Here is a 15444-nt window from a genome sequence, read left to right on the forward strand (position 1 = left end):
GGCGCTTCCGCCCAGATTCACGGCTTTGGGTAGGATAGGGAACGAAAAAGCGCAGGTTCCGGGCGGACGCGAAAGGAGCGGCGATGGTCAAGGTGGTCGTTGACGCCATGGGCGGGGACGAGCCCCCCGAGACGGTCCTGAAGGGCATCGAGCTGGCCCTCGAGGCCGACAAGGAGCTGACCGTGGTGGTGGCCGGCGGCGCCGACGTCGTCGAGCCGTTCTGCAAGGAGCACGACCGCACGGAGCCCCTCGTCACGACCGAGGTGATCGCGATGGACGAGCACCCGGCCCAGGCCGTCCGCGCCAAGCGGGACTCCTCGATCGTGCGCGGCTGCAAGGCCGTCGCTGGAGGGGAGGCGGACGCGTTCTTCTCTGCGGGCTCGACCGGCGCCATCCTCACGGCCGCGACCCTCTACGTGAAGCGCCTCAAGGGCGTGAGCCGCCCGTGCCTGGCGGCCGTTCTGCCCGGCCTCGACGGCCATCAGACGGTGGTGGGGGACCTCGGCGCGAACGCCGACTGCCGCCCCGAGATGATCGTGCAGTTCGCCGAGATGTGCGGCGCCCTCGCCAAGGTCGAGGCCGGGTGCTCCCACGAGCCTTCTGTTGGGCTCCTCTCGAACGGAACCGAGGACACGAAGGGCTCCGAGCAGAGCCAGACGTACTTCCGTGCGTTGACCGAGGCCGCAGAGCAGGGCGCCGTCGCCTTCGCCGGCAACTGCGAGGGCAAGGACCTCCTCTGCGGCGACTACGACGTGATCGTCGCCGACGGCTTCACCGGCAACGTGGCGCTCAAGTCGATGGAGGGCACCGCCAAGTACATCGCCGGCCAGCTCAAGGCCGCAGCCAAGCGATCTCCGCTCAACGCGATCGGCGCCCTGCTGATCAAGGGCGAGTTCGCGAGGATCGCCGAGGACCTCTCGGGCGACAAGCACGGCGGCGCGGTGCTGCTCGGCCTTCGCGCGCCGGTCCTCGTGGGCCACGGCAAGACCAGCCCGCAGGCGGTGAAGAACGGCACGCTCGCGGCGGTCCGTTGTGTGAACGAGGGGCTCACGAGCCACGTGGCGGCCGCCTGTGCGCCCACTGGCGCCGAGCAGTAGTGTAGGGACTATCATCGTGGGCTGACGGCCGGGCCGGCCGCCCCCGCACAAGAGACAAGGAACACCATGGACCGCAACGACGTGTACCAGAAGGTCGTCGAGACCGTGGCCGAGACCATGGACGCGGACGTCAACGAGCTCACCGAGGAGACCACCTTCGACTCCCTGTCCGCCGACTCGCTCGACAAGATCGAGCTCGTGACCGCCCTCGAGGACGCCTTCGACGCCTCTTTGGACGACGACCAGCTCGTCGACATCCAGACCATCGCGGACGCCATCGACGCGATCATGGCCGCTGAGTAGCGTGGGCTCCCGTTCGCGCGAGGTCGCCTCGAAGGCCCGGAAGGCCGAGGAGATCCTCGATCACCAGTTCACCGACCGTCACCTCATCGAGGCGGCCATCACCCATCCGTCGGCTGCCGAGGGACTGCCCGTCTCGGCCTCCTACGAGCGGCTCGAGTTCCTCGGTGACGCGATCCTCGGTGCCATCGTGGCCCAGGACCTGTTCCGGAAGTTCCCCGCGAAGGACGAGGGCGAGCTCTCGAGCATCGAGACGGCGCTCGTCGCAGGGGAGACCCTCTCGGACATCGCCCGCGGCCTCGGCGTGGCCGACTGCATCGTCTTCGGCGAGTCCGAGCTGGGCACCGAGGCCCGCGGGCTGCACTCTGCCCTCGAGAACGTCTACGAGGCGCTCGTGGGGGCCCTCTACCTGGATGGCGGCTTCGAGCCCGCGCAGGCCTTCGTTCAGCGCACGCTGTCACCGATGATGAACGGCGACATCCCGCTCCGCCCGGTCAACGCGAAGTCCGCGCTCCAGGAGCTCGTGCAGCGCGACCTTCACTGCGACGTGGAGTACAAGCTCGTCTCGGAGGAGGGGCCGGAGCATGCGCCCACCTTCACGAGCGTCGTGCGGGTACAGGGCGTCCGCGTGGGCCGCGGGTCCGGCCGCTCGAAAAAGGCGAGCGAGGCCGCAGCGGCCCAGCACGCGCTCATGCGCCTGACGGCGGGCACGGGCACGGGTCAGGTGCGCGGCCACGTGCTGGCGCACGATTTCGACGACGAGGGGGCGGCCTTGGACGCCCCGGTGGTGGTGGCGGTCGAGACGGACCCCGCAAAGGAGCCCCGTGTACCTTAAATCCCTCACCTTGAAGGGCTTCAAGTCCTTCGCCGCCCGCACGCACATGGTGTTCGACCCGGGCCTCTCCGTCGTGGTGGGGCCCAATGGTTCCGGCAAGTCCAACGTGAGCGACGCAATCCTCTGGGTCCTCGGCGAGCAGAGCGCCAAGCAGCTCCGCGGCCAGGCCATGGAGGACGTGATCTTCTCGGGCTCCTCGGCGCGCGGCCCTGCGGGCCTTGCCGAGGTGACGCTCGTCCTCGACAACTCCGATGGCACGCTGCCAGTGGACTTCGAGGAGGTGGGCGTCACCCGGCGAATGTACCGCTCCGGCGAGAGCGAGTACCTGATCAACGGCGCGCCGGCCCGCCTGATGGACGTGCAGGACATCCTGCACGACTCGGGCCTTGGCAAGGAGACCCACTCCATCATCAGCCAGGGCAAGCTGGACGCCGTGCTGCAGGCCAAGCCCGAGCAGCGCCGCGAGCTCATCGAGGAGGCGGCCGGCATCTCCAAGCACCGCCGCCGAAAGGAGCGCGCGGCCCGCAAGCTGAAGTCGATGGACGAGAACGTGCGCCGCGCGCGCGACCTCGACCGCGAGATCAAGCGACAGTTGCGCCCGTTGGAGCGCCAGGTGGACAAGGCACAGCGCTACAACGACCTCGAGGCCCGGCGCGGCCTGGCGGCGACCCAGCTAGCCGTGGACGACCTCCGCCGGCTCCAAGCTGAGTGGGAGGCCGTGAAGGCCGAGCGCACCGAGGCCGAGGCCGCGGTCGAGCTTGCCGACTACCGTGCCGAGGACCGCGCCGAGAACCTGGAGAAGCTCCAAGCGCTGCTCGAGCAGAAGGGGCTCTTCGTGGGCGACCTCGGCGAGCAGCGCCGGCGCGTGCAGGACAAGCTCGGGCGCCTGGAGAGCGACATGCGGCTCTTGGAGGAGAAGGGCCGCAACATGGTCTCGAAGCTGTCCGAGACCCGCATGAGCCTCTCCTCGCTGGAACGTCAGCGGCGCGATGCCGCCCAGGAGCTCGAGGCCTCCGAGACCGAGCTCGAAGCGGTGCGCGCACGGCAGGGGACCTTACGCTCGTCTCTGGCGGAGCTCGGTCCCGCAGCTGACGAGGCGGCGACTGCGCTGCGCGCCGTGCGCGAACGGTCCGCCGCCGTGTCGGCCGAGGCTCGTGCCGCGCAGCGGGACCGCGACGACGCGTTTCTTGCCCAGGCCAAGCTTCGGGAGCGCCTGAGCCATGCGGAGGTCGAGGACGACCTGTTCGCGGATCGGATCCGCGCGCTGCAGGAATCGCAGGCCACGGACGCCGAGGCGCTCACCTCGGCGCGCGCCCGTCTCGCTGACGCCGAGCACGGCGTGGCCGATGCCCGCAAGGCGCTCGACGCCGCGTCGAAGGCCGTCGAGGAGGCTTCCCGGTCACAGCGCGAGCACCGTCAGCAGGAGGACGCCGCGACGCGCGCGCTCCGGGAGGCGGAGGCGGAGCTCAAGGCACTGAGGTCGGTGGACGCGTCGGTGGGGCCGAGCGGCGCCCTCGCGAAGGCGTTGCTCAAGCAAGAGGCTGGTCTTGTCCGCGGCACCCTGGCCGACGCCTTGGTGGCCGACCTCGCCAACGCGCCAGAAGGAGCGGACGCGCTCGTGGAGCGGTTGCTCGGCTCGGAGCTGCAGGCTTTGGTGCCGGCCGAGGGAGACGGGCGCGCGCTTGTGGACGCGGCCTGGCGGCGCAGGACCGCCGGTGGCGCCGTGACGATCCTCGACGCTCCCGAGGGGGCAGAGGCCTCTGTCGCGTCTCAAGGGCCGGGTGAGGCGTTGCTGGACCGGCTCCGCTGCGATGACCCGTCGCCGTTGGCGCGGGCGCTCTTTGGCCCTGTGCGGGTGGTGGGGACGGCCGAGGAGGCGGCCGCAGCGGCGCACGCGGCGCCCGGGTTGACCTTCATCACCGAGGACGGGCTCGCGGTGGCCACAGGCGCCTCGACCACGGTGGGTGTCGAGGCCGGCTCGGACGAGGGCGTGCTGGAGCGCAAGCGCCGCGTGACGAACCTCGAGCAGCGCGTGCCCCAGATGGAGGAGGCGCTGGAGTCGGCCCGCGCGGCTTCTCGTGCGGCCAACGACGCCGTGCGTGACGCGCGTGACGCACGCGAGCGGGCGCGGTCGTCGCTGAACCGCCTGAACGCCGAGGTGGACGCGGCGCGTCGTGAGGCCGGGCGTTTGGAGGGGGCGGTGTCGCGCGGCGCGTCCGAGGTGGCGGCGCTCGAGAAGAAGCGCGCCCAGGCCGCCCAGCGCATGGAGGAGGCTCGCCCGCAGCTGGCGGAGCTTCGCGCCAAGGAGGAGAAGGCGGCCAAGCGCTCCCAGGCCCTTGCGGTGGAGGCGGAGGAGCTCGAGGCCGCTCGCAGCGAGGCGGAGCGGACGGAGTCCCAGGCCCGCCAGGCGGCGTCCGCGTGCAAGCTCGAGCTCGCCACGGTGACGGAGCGCCGGCGGCACCTGGAGGTGCGCTGCGAGGAGCTGCGCCGTTCCATTGACACCTTCGACAAGCGCGTCCAGTCCGCCGTGGAGTCGACGCGCGCCCTCGAGGTGCTGCGGCTGCGCGTCGATCCGCTGCACGACCGATACGACGCGCTCCACGAGCGGCTGCTCGAGTGGGCGGCCCGCCTCCGCGACCGCGCGTCGCTCGCCGAGGCGGACTCCCAGGACCTCAAGAAGACGATCAACGACGCCCGCGCCGAGGCCACCGAGGCCAAGCAGGCCCTCGACCGGGCCACCTCCAGGCTCAACGAGAGCAACGTGAAGGCCGGGCGGCTCGAGGAGCGCGTCCGCACCGCCGTGGACGCTGTCCGCGCGTGCGACGCGATGCCCCTGGAAGAGGCCCTCAAGCTCCCGGAGTCGGAGGACCGCGGCGCCCTTGAGCGCGAGGTGGCCAAGCTCGAGCGCGACATCAAGGCCATCGGCCCGGTGAACCAGGTGGCGATGGAGGAGTACCAGCGGCTCAAGGAGCGCGCGGACCACATCGCGGCGTCGCTCGCGGACCTCGAGGGCGCGCGCAAGAGCCTCGACAAGATCCAGAGTGCGATCGACCGGAAGATGCGCGCGGCCTTCGTGGCCACCTTCGATGCGGTGAACGAGAACTTCCGCGAGGTCTTCCAGATGCTCTTCCCGGGCGGCACGGGTCACTTGGAGATGACGGACCCGGATCACCCCGGCGAGACGGGCATCGAGGTCTTCGTGCAGCCCCAGGGCAAGAAGGTCCCGAAGCTCGCGCTCCTCTCGGGAGGCGAGCGCTCGCTCGTCGCCCTCGCGCTGCTCTTCGCGGTGTACCGCACGCGCACGGTGCCGTTCTATGTGTTCGACGAGGTGGAGGCCGCGCTGGACGACTCCAACCTTGATAAGCTTCTGGCGGCGATCGAGCGGCTCAAGGAGGAGACCCAGCTCATCGTCATCTCTCACCAGCGTCGTACGATGGAGCAGGCGGACGTCCTGTGGGGCGTCTCGATGCACGCGGACGGCGTGAGCCAGGTGGTGTCGCAGCGGCTCGACCGCGCGACCGGGAAGGTGGTGGACGTCTAAATGGGCTTCAAGGACCGGTTGAAGAAGGGCCTCAGCCGCTCGCGCGAGGCGCTCAACGAGATCTTCTACTTCGGCGGCGAGGTGGACGAGGACTTCTGGGAGGACCTCGAGGACACTCTCGTGATGGGCGACCTCGGCGCCGAGGTGGCCATGGCCGTGACGGACGACCTGCGCGAGCAGGCGGCCCGCGAGAACCTGCGCACGGACCGGCAGCTGCGCCGGGCGCTCTCGGACCGTCTGGCCGCGGAGTTCGCCCCCATCGAGCGCGACCCGTTCGACGACGTCCCGAGCTGTGTGCTCTTCGTGGGCATCAACGGGGCGGGCAAGACCACGACGGTGGGCAAGCTCGCCAACGCCGCCAAGCAGCAGATGATCCCCACCATCATCGGCGGCGCCGACACGTTTCGCGCGGCCGCCATCGAGCAGCTGGACGTCTGGGCCGACCGTGCCGGCTGCCAGCTTGTGACCCGCGACCGCGGCGCGGACCCGGCCTCCGTGTGCTACGACGTGCTCGACGTGGCCGAGCGCCAGCACGAGCAGCTCGTCCTCATCGACACCGCCGGGCGCCTGCACACCAGCCAGGAGCTGATGCGCGAGCTGGCGAAGGTGGTGTCGGTCACGCGCAAGCGCGCCAACATGCCGGTGAGCGTGGTCCTCGTCGTCGATGCCACCACCGGGCAGAACGGCCTCTCCCAGGCCAAGGAGTTCAACGACGCGCTGGACCTCGACGGCCTGATCGTGACCAAGCTCGACGGCACGGCCAAGGGCGGCATCGCGGTCGCCATCAGCCACGACCTGCGGTTGCCGATCCTCCGCATCGGCGTGGGCGAGACCATCGACGACTTCCAGCGGTTCAGCGCGCACGACTTCTGCGACGCCCTCGTGGGCATCGAGTAGCCACCAGGCCAGAGAGGACCTTCCATGTTCAACAGCCTGTCCGACCGCCTGCAGGGCACCTTCGACAAGCTCCGCGGCAAGGGTCGCCTCACGGAGGACGACATCAACGTCGCGATGCGCGAGATCCGCCTGGCGCTGCTCGAGGCGGACGTCAACTTCAAGGTGGTGAAGCGCTTCGTCGCGAGCTGCAAGGAGCGCTGCATGACGAGCGAGGTGCTCGACTCGCTGACGCCCTCGCAGAACGTCGTGCGCATCGTGCTCGAGGAGCTCACGGAGCTGCTCGGGGGCACGGAGTCCAAGCTCACGATGGCGCAGAACCGCACGCCCAACGTGATCATGCTCGTCGGCCTTCAGGGCTCCGGCAAGACCACGGCCTGCGTCAAGCTGGCGTACCTGCTGCGGAAGCAGGGGCGCAACCCGCTGCTCGCGGCTTGCGACGTGTACCGTCCGGCGGCGGCCGACCAGCTGGAGACGCTCGGCAAGGAGATCGGCGTGCCGGTGTTCCGCGGCGACGGGCAGCACCCGGTGCAGATCGCGAAGGACTCCGTGCAAGAGGCCGTCGACAAACTGTGCGACGTCGTGATCGTGGACACCGCCGGCCGCCTGCAGATCGACGAGTTCATGATGCAGGAGGCCGTGGACATCAAGAGCGCCGTGCGCCCGGACCAGGTGCTCATGGTGGTCGACGCGATGACCGGCCAGGACATCGTGAACGTGGTCACGGAGTTCGCCGAGCGCACGGACTTCGACGGCGTGATCATGTCCAAGCTGGACGGCGACGCCCGAGGCGGCGGCGCGCTCAGCGTGCGCGAGGTCACCGGCAAGCCCATCAAGTTCGTGTCCATGGGCGAGAAGCCCAGCTCGCTCGAGGTGTTCCACCCGGACCGCATGGCGCGGCGCATCCTCGGCATGGGCGACATGTACGGCATCATCGACGCGGCGCAGGAGATGGCCGACGAGGAGCAGGCGCGCAAGGCCGAGAAGATGCTCATGCAGGGCCTCACGATGGACGACATGCTCGACCAGCTCCAGTCCATCCGCAAGATGGGCGGCCTCGGCAAGATCATCTCTATGCTGCCGGGCGGCGACAAGCTTCTGGGCGAGACGCCCGAGGCGGCCGACGAGAAACAGCTCGTGCGCATCGAGGCGATGATCCGGTCCATGACGCAGGAGGAGCGCGACAAGCCGAAGATCATCAACGGCATGCGGCGCCAGCGTATCGCAAGGGGCTCCGGGCACACGGTGCAGGAGGTGAACGCCCTCATCAAACAGTGGGACGAGATGAACAAGATGATGGGCAAGATGCGCTCGATGATGAACTCCGGGAACATGAACCCCAAGCAGATGAAGCGCATGATGAACCAGATGGCGGGTGGCCTGCCGGGGCAGGGCGGCCAGCCGCAGATGGCAGGGAACCGAGCGCAGCGCCGCGCCGCCGCGCGGAAGAAGAACCGGTAGCGGGGCGCTGGCTCGGAAGGGCGGCCGGTCGGTCGGCTTGGCGCCGGGAAACCTCGCATTACGCGCGCAGGATGCGAGAGAATCGGGCGCCGCGCGCCTGGCCGCCGGGAACCCTCGCATCACGCGCGCACAATGCGTGCCTATCGGGCGTTGAGCGGCTCTCTGCCGAGAAGCCCCACATTGCGCATGCACGATGCGAGGGAATCGGGCACAAGAGGCAGTGGCGCCGCGAAACCGCGCATCGCGCCCGCAGGATGCGCGTTAATCCGGCGCGAGAGGCCGCTGTGCCGGAGAACGTCGCAACGTGCGCGCAGGATGCAGGGGAATCGGGCGCGACGGGGTGGCGCGTCCGGAAATCCCGCATTCCGCACGCGGGACAGGCGTCTATCTGGCACGACAGGCTACGGCGTCGGAGAATGCCGCATGACGCGCGCAGGATGCGCGGAAGTCGGGCGTTGTGCGCCTGGGCGCCGCGAAACCTCGCATTACGCGCGTAGGATGCGTCTCTATCGGGCGGTCAGCACCTTTCTGCCGAGAAGACCGGCATTGTGCGCGCAGGATGCCAGGTAATCTGCCGGGGCGCCCGAATCCGTCGTATTGTGCCTGCAGAATGCATACCTACTGGACGGACGGCAGCGGTGACCACGCCTGGGAGGGGAGGGCTGTGAGGGTTCTCATTGACGCCGACGCGTGTCCCGTCACACGCGAGACGCTGGAGATTTGCCGCGACCGAGGAGTGCCCGCGGCGCTCTACGGCAACGGCACGCAGAACCTGGAGCGGCATGTGCGCCCAGGCGACCCTCGCTCGTCGAAGGACGGCAAACGCGGGTTCTGGATCGAGACCGTGACGTGCCAGGGCGGCGCAGACAGCGCAGACTTTGCGATCGTGGAAGACCTCGAACCGGGCGACATCGTGGTGACGCAGGACATAGGGCTCGCTGCGATGGTGCTCGGCAGGGAAGCGCGGGCCATCGGCGTGCGCGGCCGCGTGTACGACAGGGCAACCATCGATATGCAGCTTTTCATCCGTCACGAGGAGAAGAAGGCCCGGCGCAACGGTGAGCGTACCGGGGGTCCGAACAAGTTCTCCAGCGATGATCGCCGACGGTTCCGCAGTGGACTAGAGAGACTCATTGCGGAGGGTCGCCGACAAGCACTCTGAACCACGGGCGCGTGCCCGACGACCGGCGGAGTTGCGAAGAAGTGAGATTGCCGGTTGCATCGCATCGAGCTTCCGCTATAGTCTTAATCCGTTGCGCGAGCGACACACAAGGGCGTTTAGCTCAGGGGGAGAGCGCTTCCCTGACACGGAAGAGGTCACAAGTTCAAATCTTGTAACGCCCACCAGAAATGAGGACGGCCGTCGGGAAACCGGCGGCCGTTTTGTTTATGAGATAGCACGCCTTCCTATTTGGGAAGGTTTTGGTTTCTTCGAGCGAAATCATCCCGTATGGGAAGATTCTTGCCAAACGGAGCAAGAATCTTCCCATACGGGAAGGAGCATCCCATGGCCGAGACGCTTGAATCCCTTGCGCAGCTCGGCGCCGCCGTGCGCAGGCGCCGGAAGGCGCTGGGCTACACCCAGGAAGAGGTGGCCGAGTTCAACCAGGTGAGTCCTCGTTTCGTGGGCGATCTGGAGCGCGGCGTGGCTGGGGGCACGTTCGCGCGTGTGCTCGACGTGTGCAACAGCATCGGCCTCGACCTGCTCGTGCAGGAGAGGGGAGAGGTTCGGTGAGCCTGGAGGTCTGGCGCGAGTTCAAGGGCGAGTTCGAGAAAGTCGGCGCGTTCTCTGATGGTGAGCCTAGCGCTCGTGCGTTCTCCTACGACGAGGGCTACCTGGAGCGCACTAATGCCGTGCCCTTGGCGCCTTGGCTGTCTCTGACCTCGCGCCCTTATGGGCCGCACGACTATGCCTCGCTGTTTGACGGGATGGTTCCGGAAGGTCCCATGCGGGGAGAGCTGTGTGCCCGACATCGCGTTGACCGCTCAGACTATCTGGGGCTCTTGGAGCTGCTCAGCGACGAGTGCATTGGGGCTCTCATGTTTCGCAGTCCGGAGGCTCCGCCCTCTGAGCCGGGTTACCGACAGCTGACTGCGGAGGACGCGGAGGCGTTCCGCCGCGACGAGACGGCCTTCCTTGTTGGAGCCGTAGAGGCCTCGCGACTGTCCCTAAGTGGGGCGCAGGGAAAGACGGGTCTGTTCCTCCCGCAAGAAACTGATCCCGCTGAGGCCGCATTGGCCTGCTGGGCGGTTCCTCTCGGCGCGGCGCCGTCTACGCATGTCGTGAAGGTTGCCGGCTCAGAGCACCCAACCCTTGCTGAGAATGAGTGGCTGTGCCTGGAAGTCGCGCGGCGCTGCGGGTTGAGCGTCGCCCGTGCGTGCCTACCCACTGCTTTTCCCGGGGCCGTGGCGGTGCAAAGGTTCGACCGGACATGGGCAACCGGGCGCTCGACTCCCCTGCGCCTGCACCAGTTGGACTTCTGTCAGGCGCTTCGGCTCTCCTCGTATCTCAAATACGAGGAGAGGCCGGACACCTGCTATGCGAGGTACGTGGGCGAGGTCGTTCGCAAGCAGTCCGCCAATGCTTTGGCGGACACGGTCGAGTTCGCCGGTCGTGCCTTGGTGAACTACCTGCTCGGCAACTGTGACGCGCATCTCAAGAACCATGCGTTTCTGTACTCGGAGGACTGGCAGTCGAAGCGTCTCGCACCGGCCTATGACGTCGTGAGTACGACGGTGCTGGGTTACGACCGGCGACTGGCCATGGACATCGGCGATCATCGGGTGATCGACGAGGTGACGCCGGATGACTTGGGGCTTCTGGCGGGGGACGTCCGGTTGCCGGTGCGGAGGATGAAGGCTGTGGCAGAGAGCATCGCAAGGGAGGGCCGGCGCGCGCTGGACGAGTTCTCCAGTGGGGAAGGTCCTTTGGCGGAGACGGCTTCAGCCATTCTTGCGGACGCTGGGCCGCGCATCGCCGTCCTCGAGCGTTTCACAAAGATTTGAACGTGTGACCCCTTCCGTGTCAGGGAAGCGCCCGCAAGTTCAAATCTTGTAACGCCCACCAGAAATGAGGACGGCCGTCGGGAAACCGGCGGCCGTCCTGTTTTGCACGGCTGCTGCCAAGTGCGTGGCACCTGGCAGCGCGGCACGACAAAACAGCCGCTTCCCTCCGGCATATCGCCTTCTACAGCGCCAGCCGCAGCTGCTCCGGTTGCGCCACCGAGCAGCGCAGGCGCTCCTGTACGGCGCGCTTGCTCTCACAGGGGCGGAAGGGGATGCGGATGCCGCGTTTGCGGCGCGCTTTGAACCGCAGGGCGGCCTCGATCAGTTGCGACGCCTCCTCCTTGTCGAGCACGCGGCGCTCGGCCAGCTTCGCGTAGGACTTGGGGCAGGCGCCCTCGGCCGCCAGGCTCATCACGGTCTCGATCTGCGCGTTGCTGGCCTCGGCCTCGGGCAGGTGCTCGTGGAAGTGTGCTCGGGCAATGGACTTGGCGTAGCGGTTGCGGCGGGCTTCGAATGCGGTCTCCATGAGCGTCCTCCCATCTGGGTTCCGCGAGGGAACGTCTGTATGAGGACAGTATAACAGAGGACAGAACACATGTGCGACGCAGGAAAACATGTTCGCCTATTGTGTTGGGTTCGACAAGAACAGATATGTGCTAGCCAAGCCCGAGTGCCCGCCACGCCACTGCTGCGTGCAGAGCCGCTCCCAAGGGGACCGCCTCATCGCTCGGAAGGAAACGCGCGCTGTGCAATGACTCGCCGCCCCCGACGCCGATGTGATAGAAGGACCCTGCGCCACAGGCGTCAATGAGGGCACCGAAGTCCTCGGTGGTCATCAATGGTTGCTCGATAGCCCTGACGTTGTCGCGTCCGAGAAGTGCCACGGCCGCCCTCTCTGCAAGGTGCGTCTCGGGCTCCGTGTTGACCACGCCCCCATAGCTGGGGCGAAGCTCGAGACTATAGGTGGTGCCAGTTCTCTCGGCGATGGCGTCCAGCGCCCTCTGAAGGTCGGTGCGGAGCCGCTCGCGGCTATCGCGTCCCAGCGTCCGCATGATGCCGGTGAACGTCGCCGCATCGGCGATGACGTTGCGAGCGGTGCCCCCGTTCAGAGTTCCGACGGACACCACCGCGGGCTCGGGCGCGAGCCTCTCGGGAAGCCGTCGCACGGCGAGCGCCATCTCGGCCGCAGCGGCCAGCGCGTCGACACCCTTCTCTGGCTGCGCGGCGTGTGCAGACCTCCCACGCACCGTGACATCGAACATGTCGGAGGCCGCGTAGAACTTGCCGTACCGCACCCCTACGGTCCCGAACGGCAGCGTCGGGTCCACATGCGCCCCAAACACGGCCGTCATGCCGTCGAGCACTCCTGCGTCCGCCAAGCCCTGGGCGCCCCCGTCCCCTTCCTCGTCGGGTTGGAACAGGAAGCGCACGGCGCCGGAAAGGTCGTTTCGGTGGGCCGCGAGCAAGGCTGCAGTTCCGAGCAGCGCCGCTGTGTGCACGTCGTGCCCGCAGGCGTGCATGCGTCCTGGCTCGTGGGAGCGGAACGCGCAGCCGGTCTGCTCGACGATGGGGAGCGCGTCCATGTCCGCACGGATTGCCACTGTGGGTCCGGGATGGGCGCCAGCGAGATCGCCAAGCACTGCAGTGTCGTCGCAGGGGCGCGCGGTGGCGACGCCGTGCGTGGAGAGGAACCCCTCCACAAGGGAGGCGGTGCGCTCCTCGCGGCGCCCGAGTTCCGGGTGCTCGTGGATGTCGTGGCGGAGCCGCGCCAGCTTCGGCGCGATCGCGCGGGCCTCGGTGAGAAAGTCGGGCGCCATGGACACCTCCCTATGAGCCAAAACCCGATGGTTGGCGGCTCAATGTCGGATCGATGAGATGAAGCGCTCCAGACGGTCGAGGCCCTCGCGCAGGTCCTCGTTGCTGTAGCAGTAGGAGAGACGCACGTACCCCTCGGCGCCGAAGCACGAGCCGGGCGTCAGGGCAAGGCCGCCCTCGCGGATGAGCCGCGTGCAGAACTCTTCCGAGCCCATCGGGAACTCCGCCACGGACGGGAACACGTAGAACGCGCCCTGGGGCCGCACGACCGGGAGCCCGATGGCTTCGAGTCGCTCCAGCACGTACGCGCGCCGCGCGCGGTAGGTCTCCACCATGGGGCCTGGGTCGGTGCCAAGCGCCTCGACGCAGGCGCGCTGGAACGGCGCCGGCGTGGACGACACCATGAACTGATGGGCGAGAGCGAGCCTCTGCACCACCTTGCGGTCGCCCAGCAGGTAGCCCATGCGCCAGCCGGTCATCGCCCAGGGCTTCGAGAAGCTCTGGGCCACGAGCACCTGGCCGCGCAAGTCTTGGAACTCCGCCAGCGAGTGCGGCCGCCCCCCATAGGTCAGCTCGCGGTACACGTCGTCGCAGACCGAGAAGATGCCGCGGCCGATAATTGCGTCGTGCACGGCCTGGAGCGACGGGAGGCCGAGAACCGCGCCCGTGGGGTTGTTCGGGGAGTTGAGCACGATGGCCTTCGTGCGCGGCGTGATGACGGCGGCCAGGGCGTCCGGCTCGATCTGGAAGGCAGACGCCGTCGTATCGAGGAACACCGGCGTGGCGCGGCACAGCTTCGCCGCTTCCGCGTAGAGCGGGTAGGCGGGCGTGGGGACGACCAACTCGTCCCCTGGCTCAAGGATTCCAAAGAGGGCGAGGAACAGGGCCTGCGTGGCCCCGACGGTGACGATGACCTCGTCCGGCGCGTAACGAAGCCCATGGTGCTCGCGCTCGTACGCGCTGATCGCCTCGCGGAGGTCCTCGCGCCCGTTGTTGGCGATGTAGTGCGTCTCGCCGCGCTCGAGCGCTGTCTCCGCTGCGGCGACCACCGGTGCGGGCGTGTCGAAGTCCGGCTCGCCGAGCGTGAGCGCCATGCAACCGGGCGTCTCCTTGGCGAGCGCGGAGAAGCGCCGGATCGCGCTGGGGGTGACTCCGCTCAGGGCCGGGTTCATGCGCTCGATCATCAGGCGTCCTCGTCAGAACCCGCTTGTGTACCAAGGATGGAGAACCGATCGTCCACGTCCAAGGTGGCGAAGAGGTCCTCGATGGTCTCGCGGCGCCTGATCTGCTCGGCGCTGCCGTCCGGGTGCAGGAGCAACTCGCCGCAGCGAGGCCGGCCGTTGTAGTTGTAGCCCATGGACCTGCCGTGAGCCCCGGCCGAGTGGATGGCCACGAGGTCGCCCACTTCGGTCTCCGGCAGCGGTCGCTGGACGGCGAACTTGTCGTTGTTCTCGCACAGAGGGCCCACCACGTCGAACAGGCCGTCCGGGGGATCCAGCTCGCTGCCGAGCACGCTGATGTGATGGTGGGCGCCGTACATGGCCGGCCGCATGAGGTCTGCCGCGCTGGCGTCGAGCCCAACGTACTCGCGGAAGGTGTGCTTGTGGCCGACGACGCTCGCCACCAGGTATCCGTGCGGCCCGGTGATGGCACGGCCGAGCTCCGTGTAGATGGCGAGCGGGTGCTCGGGCGACACGAGCTCGTCGTAGGCCATGTGCACCCGGGCACCCACCGAGACGAAGTCCACGGGCCGGTCCTCCAGGCGATAGGGGATGCCGATGCCCCCTGCCAGGTCCACGAAAGCGATGTCGACGCCCGTCTCACGGCGCAGCTCGTTGGCGAGCGAGAAGAGCTCCCGGGCGAGCGCGGGGTAGTAGTCCTCGTCGAGCGAGCAGCTGGCGAGCATCGCGTGGACGCCGAAGCGCGTCGCGCCGAGGTCCCGGAGCAGGGAGAACGCTTGGAACAGTTGGTCGCGGGGCATGCCGAACTTGGAGTCAGCGAGGTCGCCCATGAAGGCGTTGGTGCCGTGGAAGGCGCCCGGGTTGTAGCGACAGCACACCGTCTCGGGAACGCCGGAGGACTCCGCGAGGTTCGTGACCTGCGTGAGGTCGTCGAGGTTGACGATGGCTCCCAGCTCGGCGGCGGCGCGGTACTCGTGCGGCTGTGTCTCGTTGGAGGTGAACATGATGTCGCTGCCCCGTGCGCCGCAACTGGCGGCGAGCACCAGCTCCGGGACCGAGGCGCAGTCGAAGCCGCAGCCGACAGACGCGAGCAACCGCAGGATGGCCGGGGTGGGCGTGGCCTTGACGGCGAAGTACTCGCGGAACCCCGGGTTCCATGCGAAGGCGGCCTGCCATTCGCGGACGGCGTCCGTGATGCCCTGCTCGTCATAGACATAGAACGGCGTGCCCCAGCGCTCGCGCCAGAGTGCGGCCTGGCCGCGGGAGAAGGGGAGCGTGGCGTTCATCGGAGCCTCCTGACGGTGTGCGAGGCGA

At 68.2% G+C, this 15444-nt stretch carries 13 protein-coding genes and 1 tRNA gene; 10 read left to right on the top strand and 4 right to left on the bottom strand.

Features of this window, described 5'->3' with window-relative positions; genetic code table 11:
• Positions 1-83: 83 nt before the first annotated feature.
• The 10 genes from plsX to QJ043_RS01910 all read left to right on the top strand — a co-directional run bounded on the left by plsX (position 84) and on the right by QJ043_RS01910 (position 11134).
• Positions 84-1097: a phosphate acyltransferase PlsX gene (plsX, locus tag QJ043_RS01865; protein WP_283712471.1), complete on the top strand. Its 1014-nt coding sequence runs from the start codon at positions 84-86 to the stop codon at positions 1095-1097.
• A gap of 66 nt (positions 1098-1163) precedes the next feature.
• Entirely contained in the window at positions 1164-1400 is a 237-nt protein-coding gene (locus QJ043_RS01870; protein ID WP_283712472.1) for an acyl carrier protein, read from the top strand.
• A 1-nt stretch (position 1401) separates the two neighbouring features.
• Positions 1402-2232 (top strand): ribonuclease III, encoded by an 831-nt coding sequence (rnc, locus tag QJ043_RS01875; RefSeq protein ID WP_283712473.1) that lies wholly within the window; start codon positions 1402-1404, stop codon positions 2230-2232.
• Entirely contained in the window at positions 2222-5773 is a 3552-nt protein-coding gene (gene smc / locus QJ043_RS01880) for a chromosome segregation protein SMC (RefSeq protein ID WP_283712474.1), read from the top strand. The genes rnc and smc overlap by 11 nt, the downstream gene beginning before the upstream one ends.
• Positions 5774-6670, top strand: a complete 897-nt coding sequence (gene ftsY, locus QJ043_RS01885) for a signal recognition particle-docking protein FtsY (protein ID WP_283712475.1) — start codon at positions 5774-5776, stop codon at positions 6668-6670. It abuts the gene before it with no gap.
• A 24-nt stretch (positions 6671-6694) separates the two neighbouring features.
• Positions 6695-8128 (top strand): signal recognition particle protein, encoded by a 1434-nt coding sequence (ffh, locus tag QJ043_RS01890; protein ID WP_283712476.1) that lies wholly within the window; start codon positions 6695-6697, stop codon positions 8126-8128.
• Between the two features lie 610 nt (positions 8129-8738).
• Complete coding sequence (locus tag QJ043_RS01895; RefSeq protein WP_283722710.1) at positions 8739-9290, top strand: YaiI/YqxD family protein; 552 nt, start codon at positions 8739-8741, stop codon at positions 9288-9290.
• A 110-nt stretch (positions 9291-9400) separates the two neighbouring features.
• Positions 9401-9475: transfer RNA gene (locus QJ043_RS01900), tRNA-Val, on the top strand.
• Positions 9476-9635: 160 nt separating this feature from the next.
• Positions 9636-9863 (top strand): helix-turn-helix domain-containing protein, encoded by a 228-nt coding sequence (locus QJ043_RS01905; RefSeq protein ID WP_283712478.1) that lies wholly within the window; start codon positions 9636-9638, stop codon positions 9861-9863.
• On the top strand, positions 9860-11134 hold the full coding sequence (locus tag QJ043_RS01910) for a HipA domain-containing protein (protein WP_283712479.1): 1275 nt from the start codon (positions 9860-9862) through the stop codon (positions 11132-11134). The genes QJ043_RS01905 and QJ043_RS01910 overlap by 4 nt, the downstream gene beginning before the upstream one ends.
• A 181-nt stretch (positions 11135-11315) precedes the next feature.
• On the opposite strand, the gene QJ043_RS01915 is transcribed toward QJ043_RS01910, so the two are convergent.
• From QJ043_RS01915 to QJ043_RS01930, 4 genes are all read right to left on the bottom strand, one after another.
• Positions 11316-11660: a hypothetical protein gene (locus QJ043_RS01915; RefSeq protein WP_283712480.1), complete on the bottom strand. Its 345-nt coding sequence runs from the start codon at positions 11658-11660 to the stop codon at positions 11316-11318.
• Positions 11661-11790: 130 nt separating this feature from the next.
• Positions 11791-12951: a M20 metallopeptidase family protein gene (locus QJ043_RS01920; RefSeq protein ID WP_283712481.1), complete on the bottom strand. Its 1161-nt coding sequence runs from the start codon at positions 12949-12951 to the stop codon at positions 11791-11793.
• 39 nt (positions 12952-12990) lie between these two features.
• Positions 12991-14133 (bottom strand): pyridoxal phosphate-dependent aminotransferase, encoded by a 1143-nt coding sequence (locus tag QJ043_RS01925; RefSeq protein WP_283712482.1) that lies wholly within the window; start codon positions 14131-14133, stop codon positions 12991-12993.
• Positions 14133-15416 (bottom strand): diaminopimelate decarboxylase, encoded by a 1284-nt coding sequence (locus tag QJ043_RS01930; RefSeq protein WP_283712483.1) that lies wholly within the window; start codon positions 15414-15416, stop codon positions 14133-14135. The genes QJ043_RS01925 and QJ043_RS01930 overlap by 1 nt, the downstream gene beginning before the upstream one ends.
• Positions 15417-15444 lie beyond the last annotated feature (28 nt).

The sequence above is a fragment of the Kribbibacterium absianum genome, from assembly GCF_030067705.1.
Lineage (GTDB): Bacteria > Actinomycetota > Coriobacteriia > Coriobacteriales > Atopobiaceae > Kribbibacterium > Kribbibacterium absianum.

Coding starts and splice junctions, on each gene's coding strand:
- QJ043_RS01930 (WP_283712483.1), bottom strand. CDS start 15,416: ATGAACGCCACGCTCCCCTTCTCCCGCGGCCAGGCCGCACTCTGGCGC.
- QJ043_RS01870 (WP_283712472.1), top strand. CDS start 1,164: ATGGACCGCAACGACGTGTACCAGAAGGTCGTCGAGACCGTGGCCGAG.
- QJ043_RS01915 (WP_283712480.1), bottom strand. CDS start 11,660: ATGGAGACCGCATTCGAAGCCCGCCGCAACCGCTACGCCAAGTCCATT.
- plsX (WP_283712471.1), top strand. CDS start 84: ATGGTCAAGGTGGTCGTTGACGCCATGGGCGGGGACGAGCCCCCCGAG.
- QJ043_RS01920 (WP_283712481.1), bottom strand. CDS start 12,951: ATGGCGCCCGACTTTCTCACCGAGGCCCGCGCGATCGCGCCGAAGCTG.
- QJ043_RS01895 (WP_283722710.1), top strand. CDS start 8,739: ATGCATACCTACTGGACGGACGGCAGCGGTGACCACGCCTGGGAGGGG.
- ffh (WP_283712476.1), top strand. CDS start 6,695: ATGTTCAACAGCCTGTCCGACCGCCTGCAGGGCACCTTCGACAAGCTC.
- QJ043_RS01925 (WP_283712482.1), bottom strand. CDS start 14,133: ATGATCGAGCGCATGAACCCGGCCCTGAGCGGAGTCACCCCCAGCGCG.
- ftsY (WP_283712475.1), top strand. CDS start 5,774: ATGGGCTTCAAGGACCGGTTGAAGAAGGGCCTCAGCCGCTCGCGCGAG.
- QJ043_RS01905 (WP_283712478.1), top strand. CDS start 9,636: ATGGCCGAGACGCTTGAATCCCTTGCGCAGCTCGGCGCCGCCGTGCGC.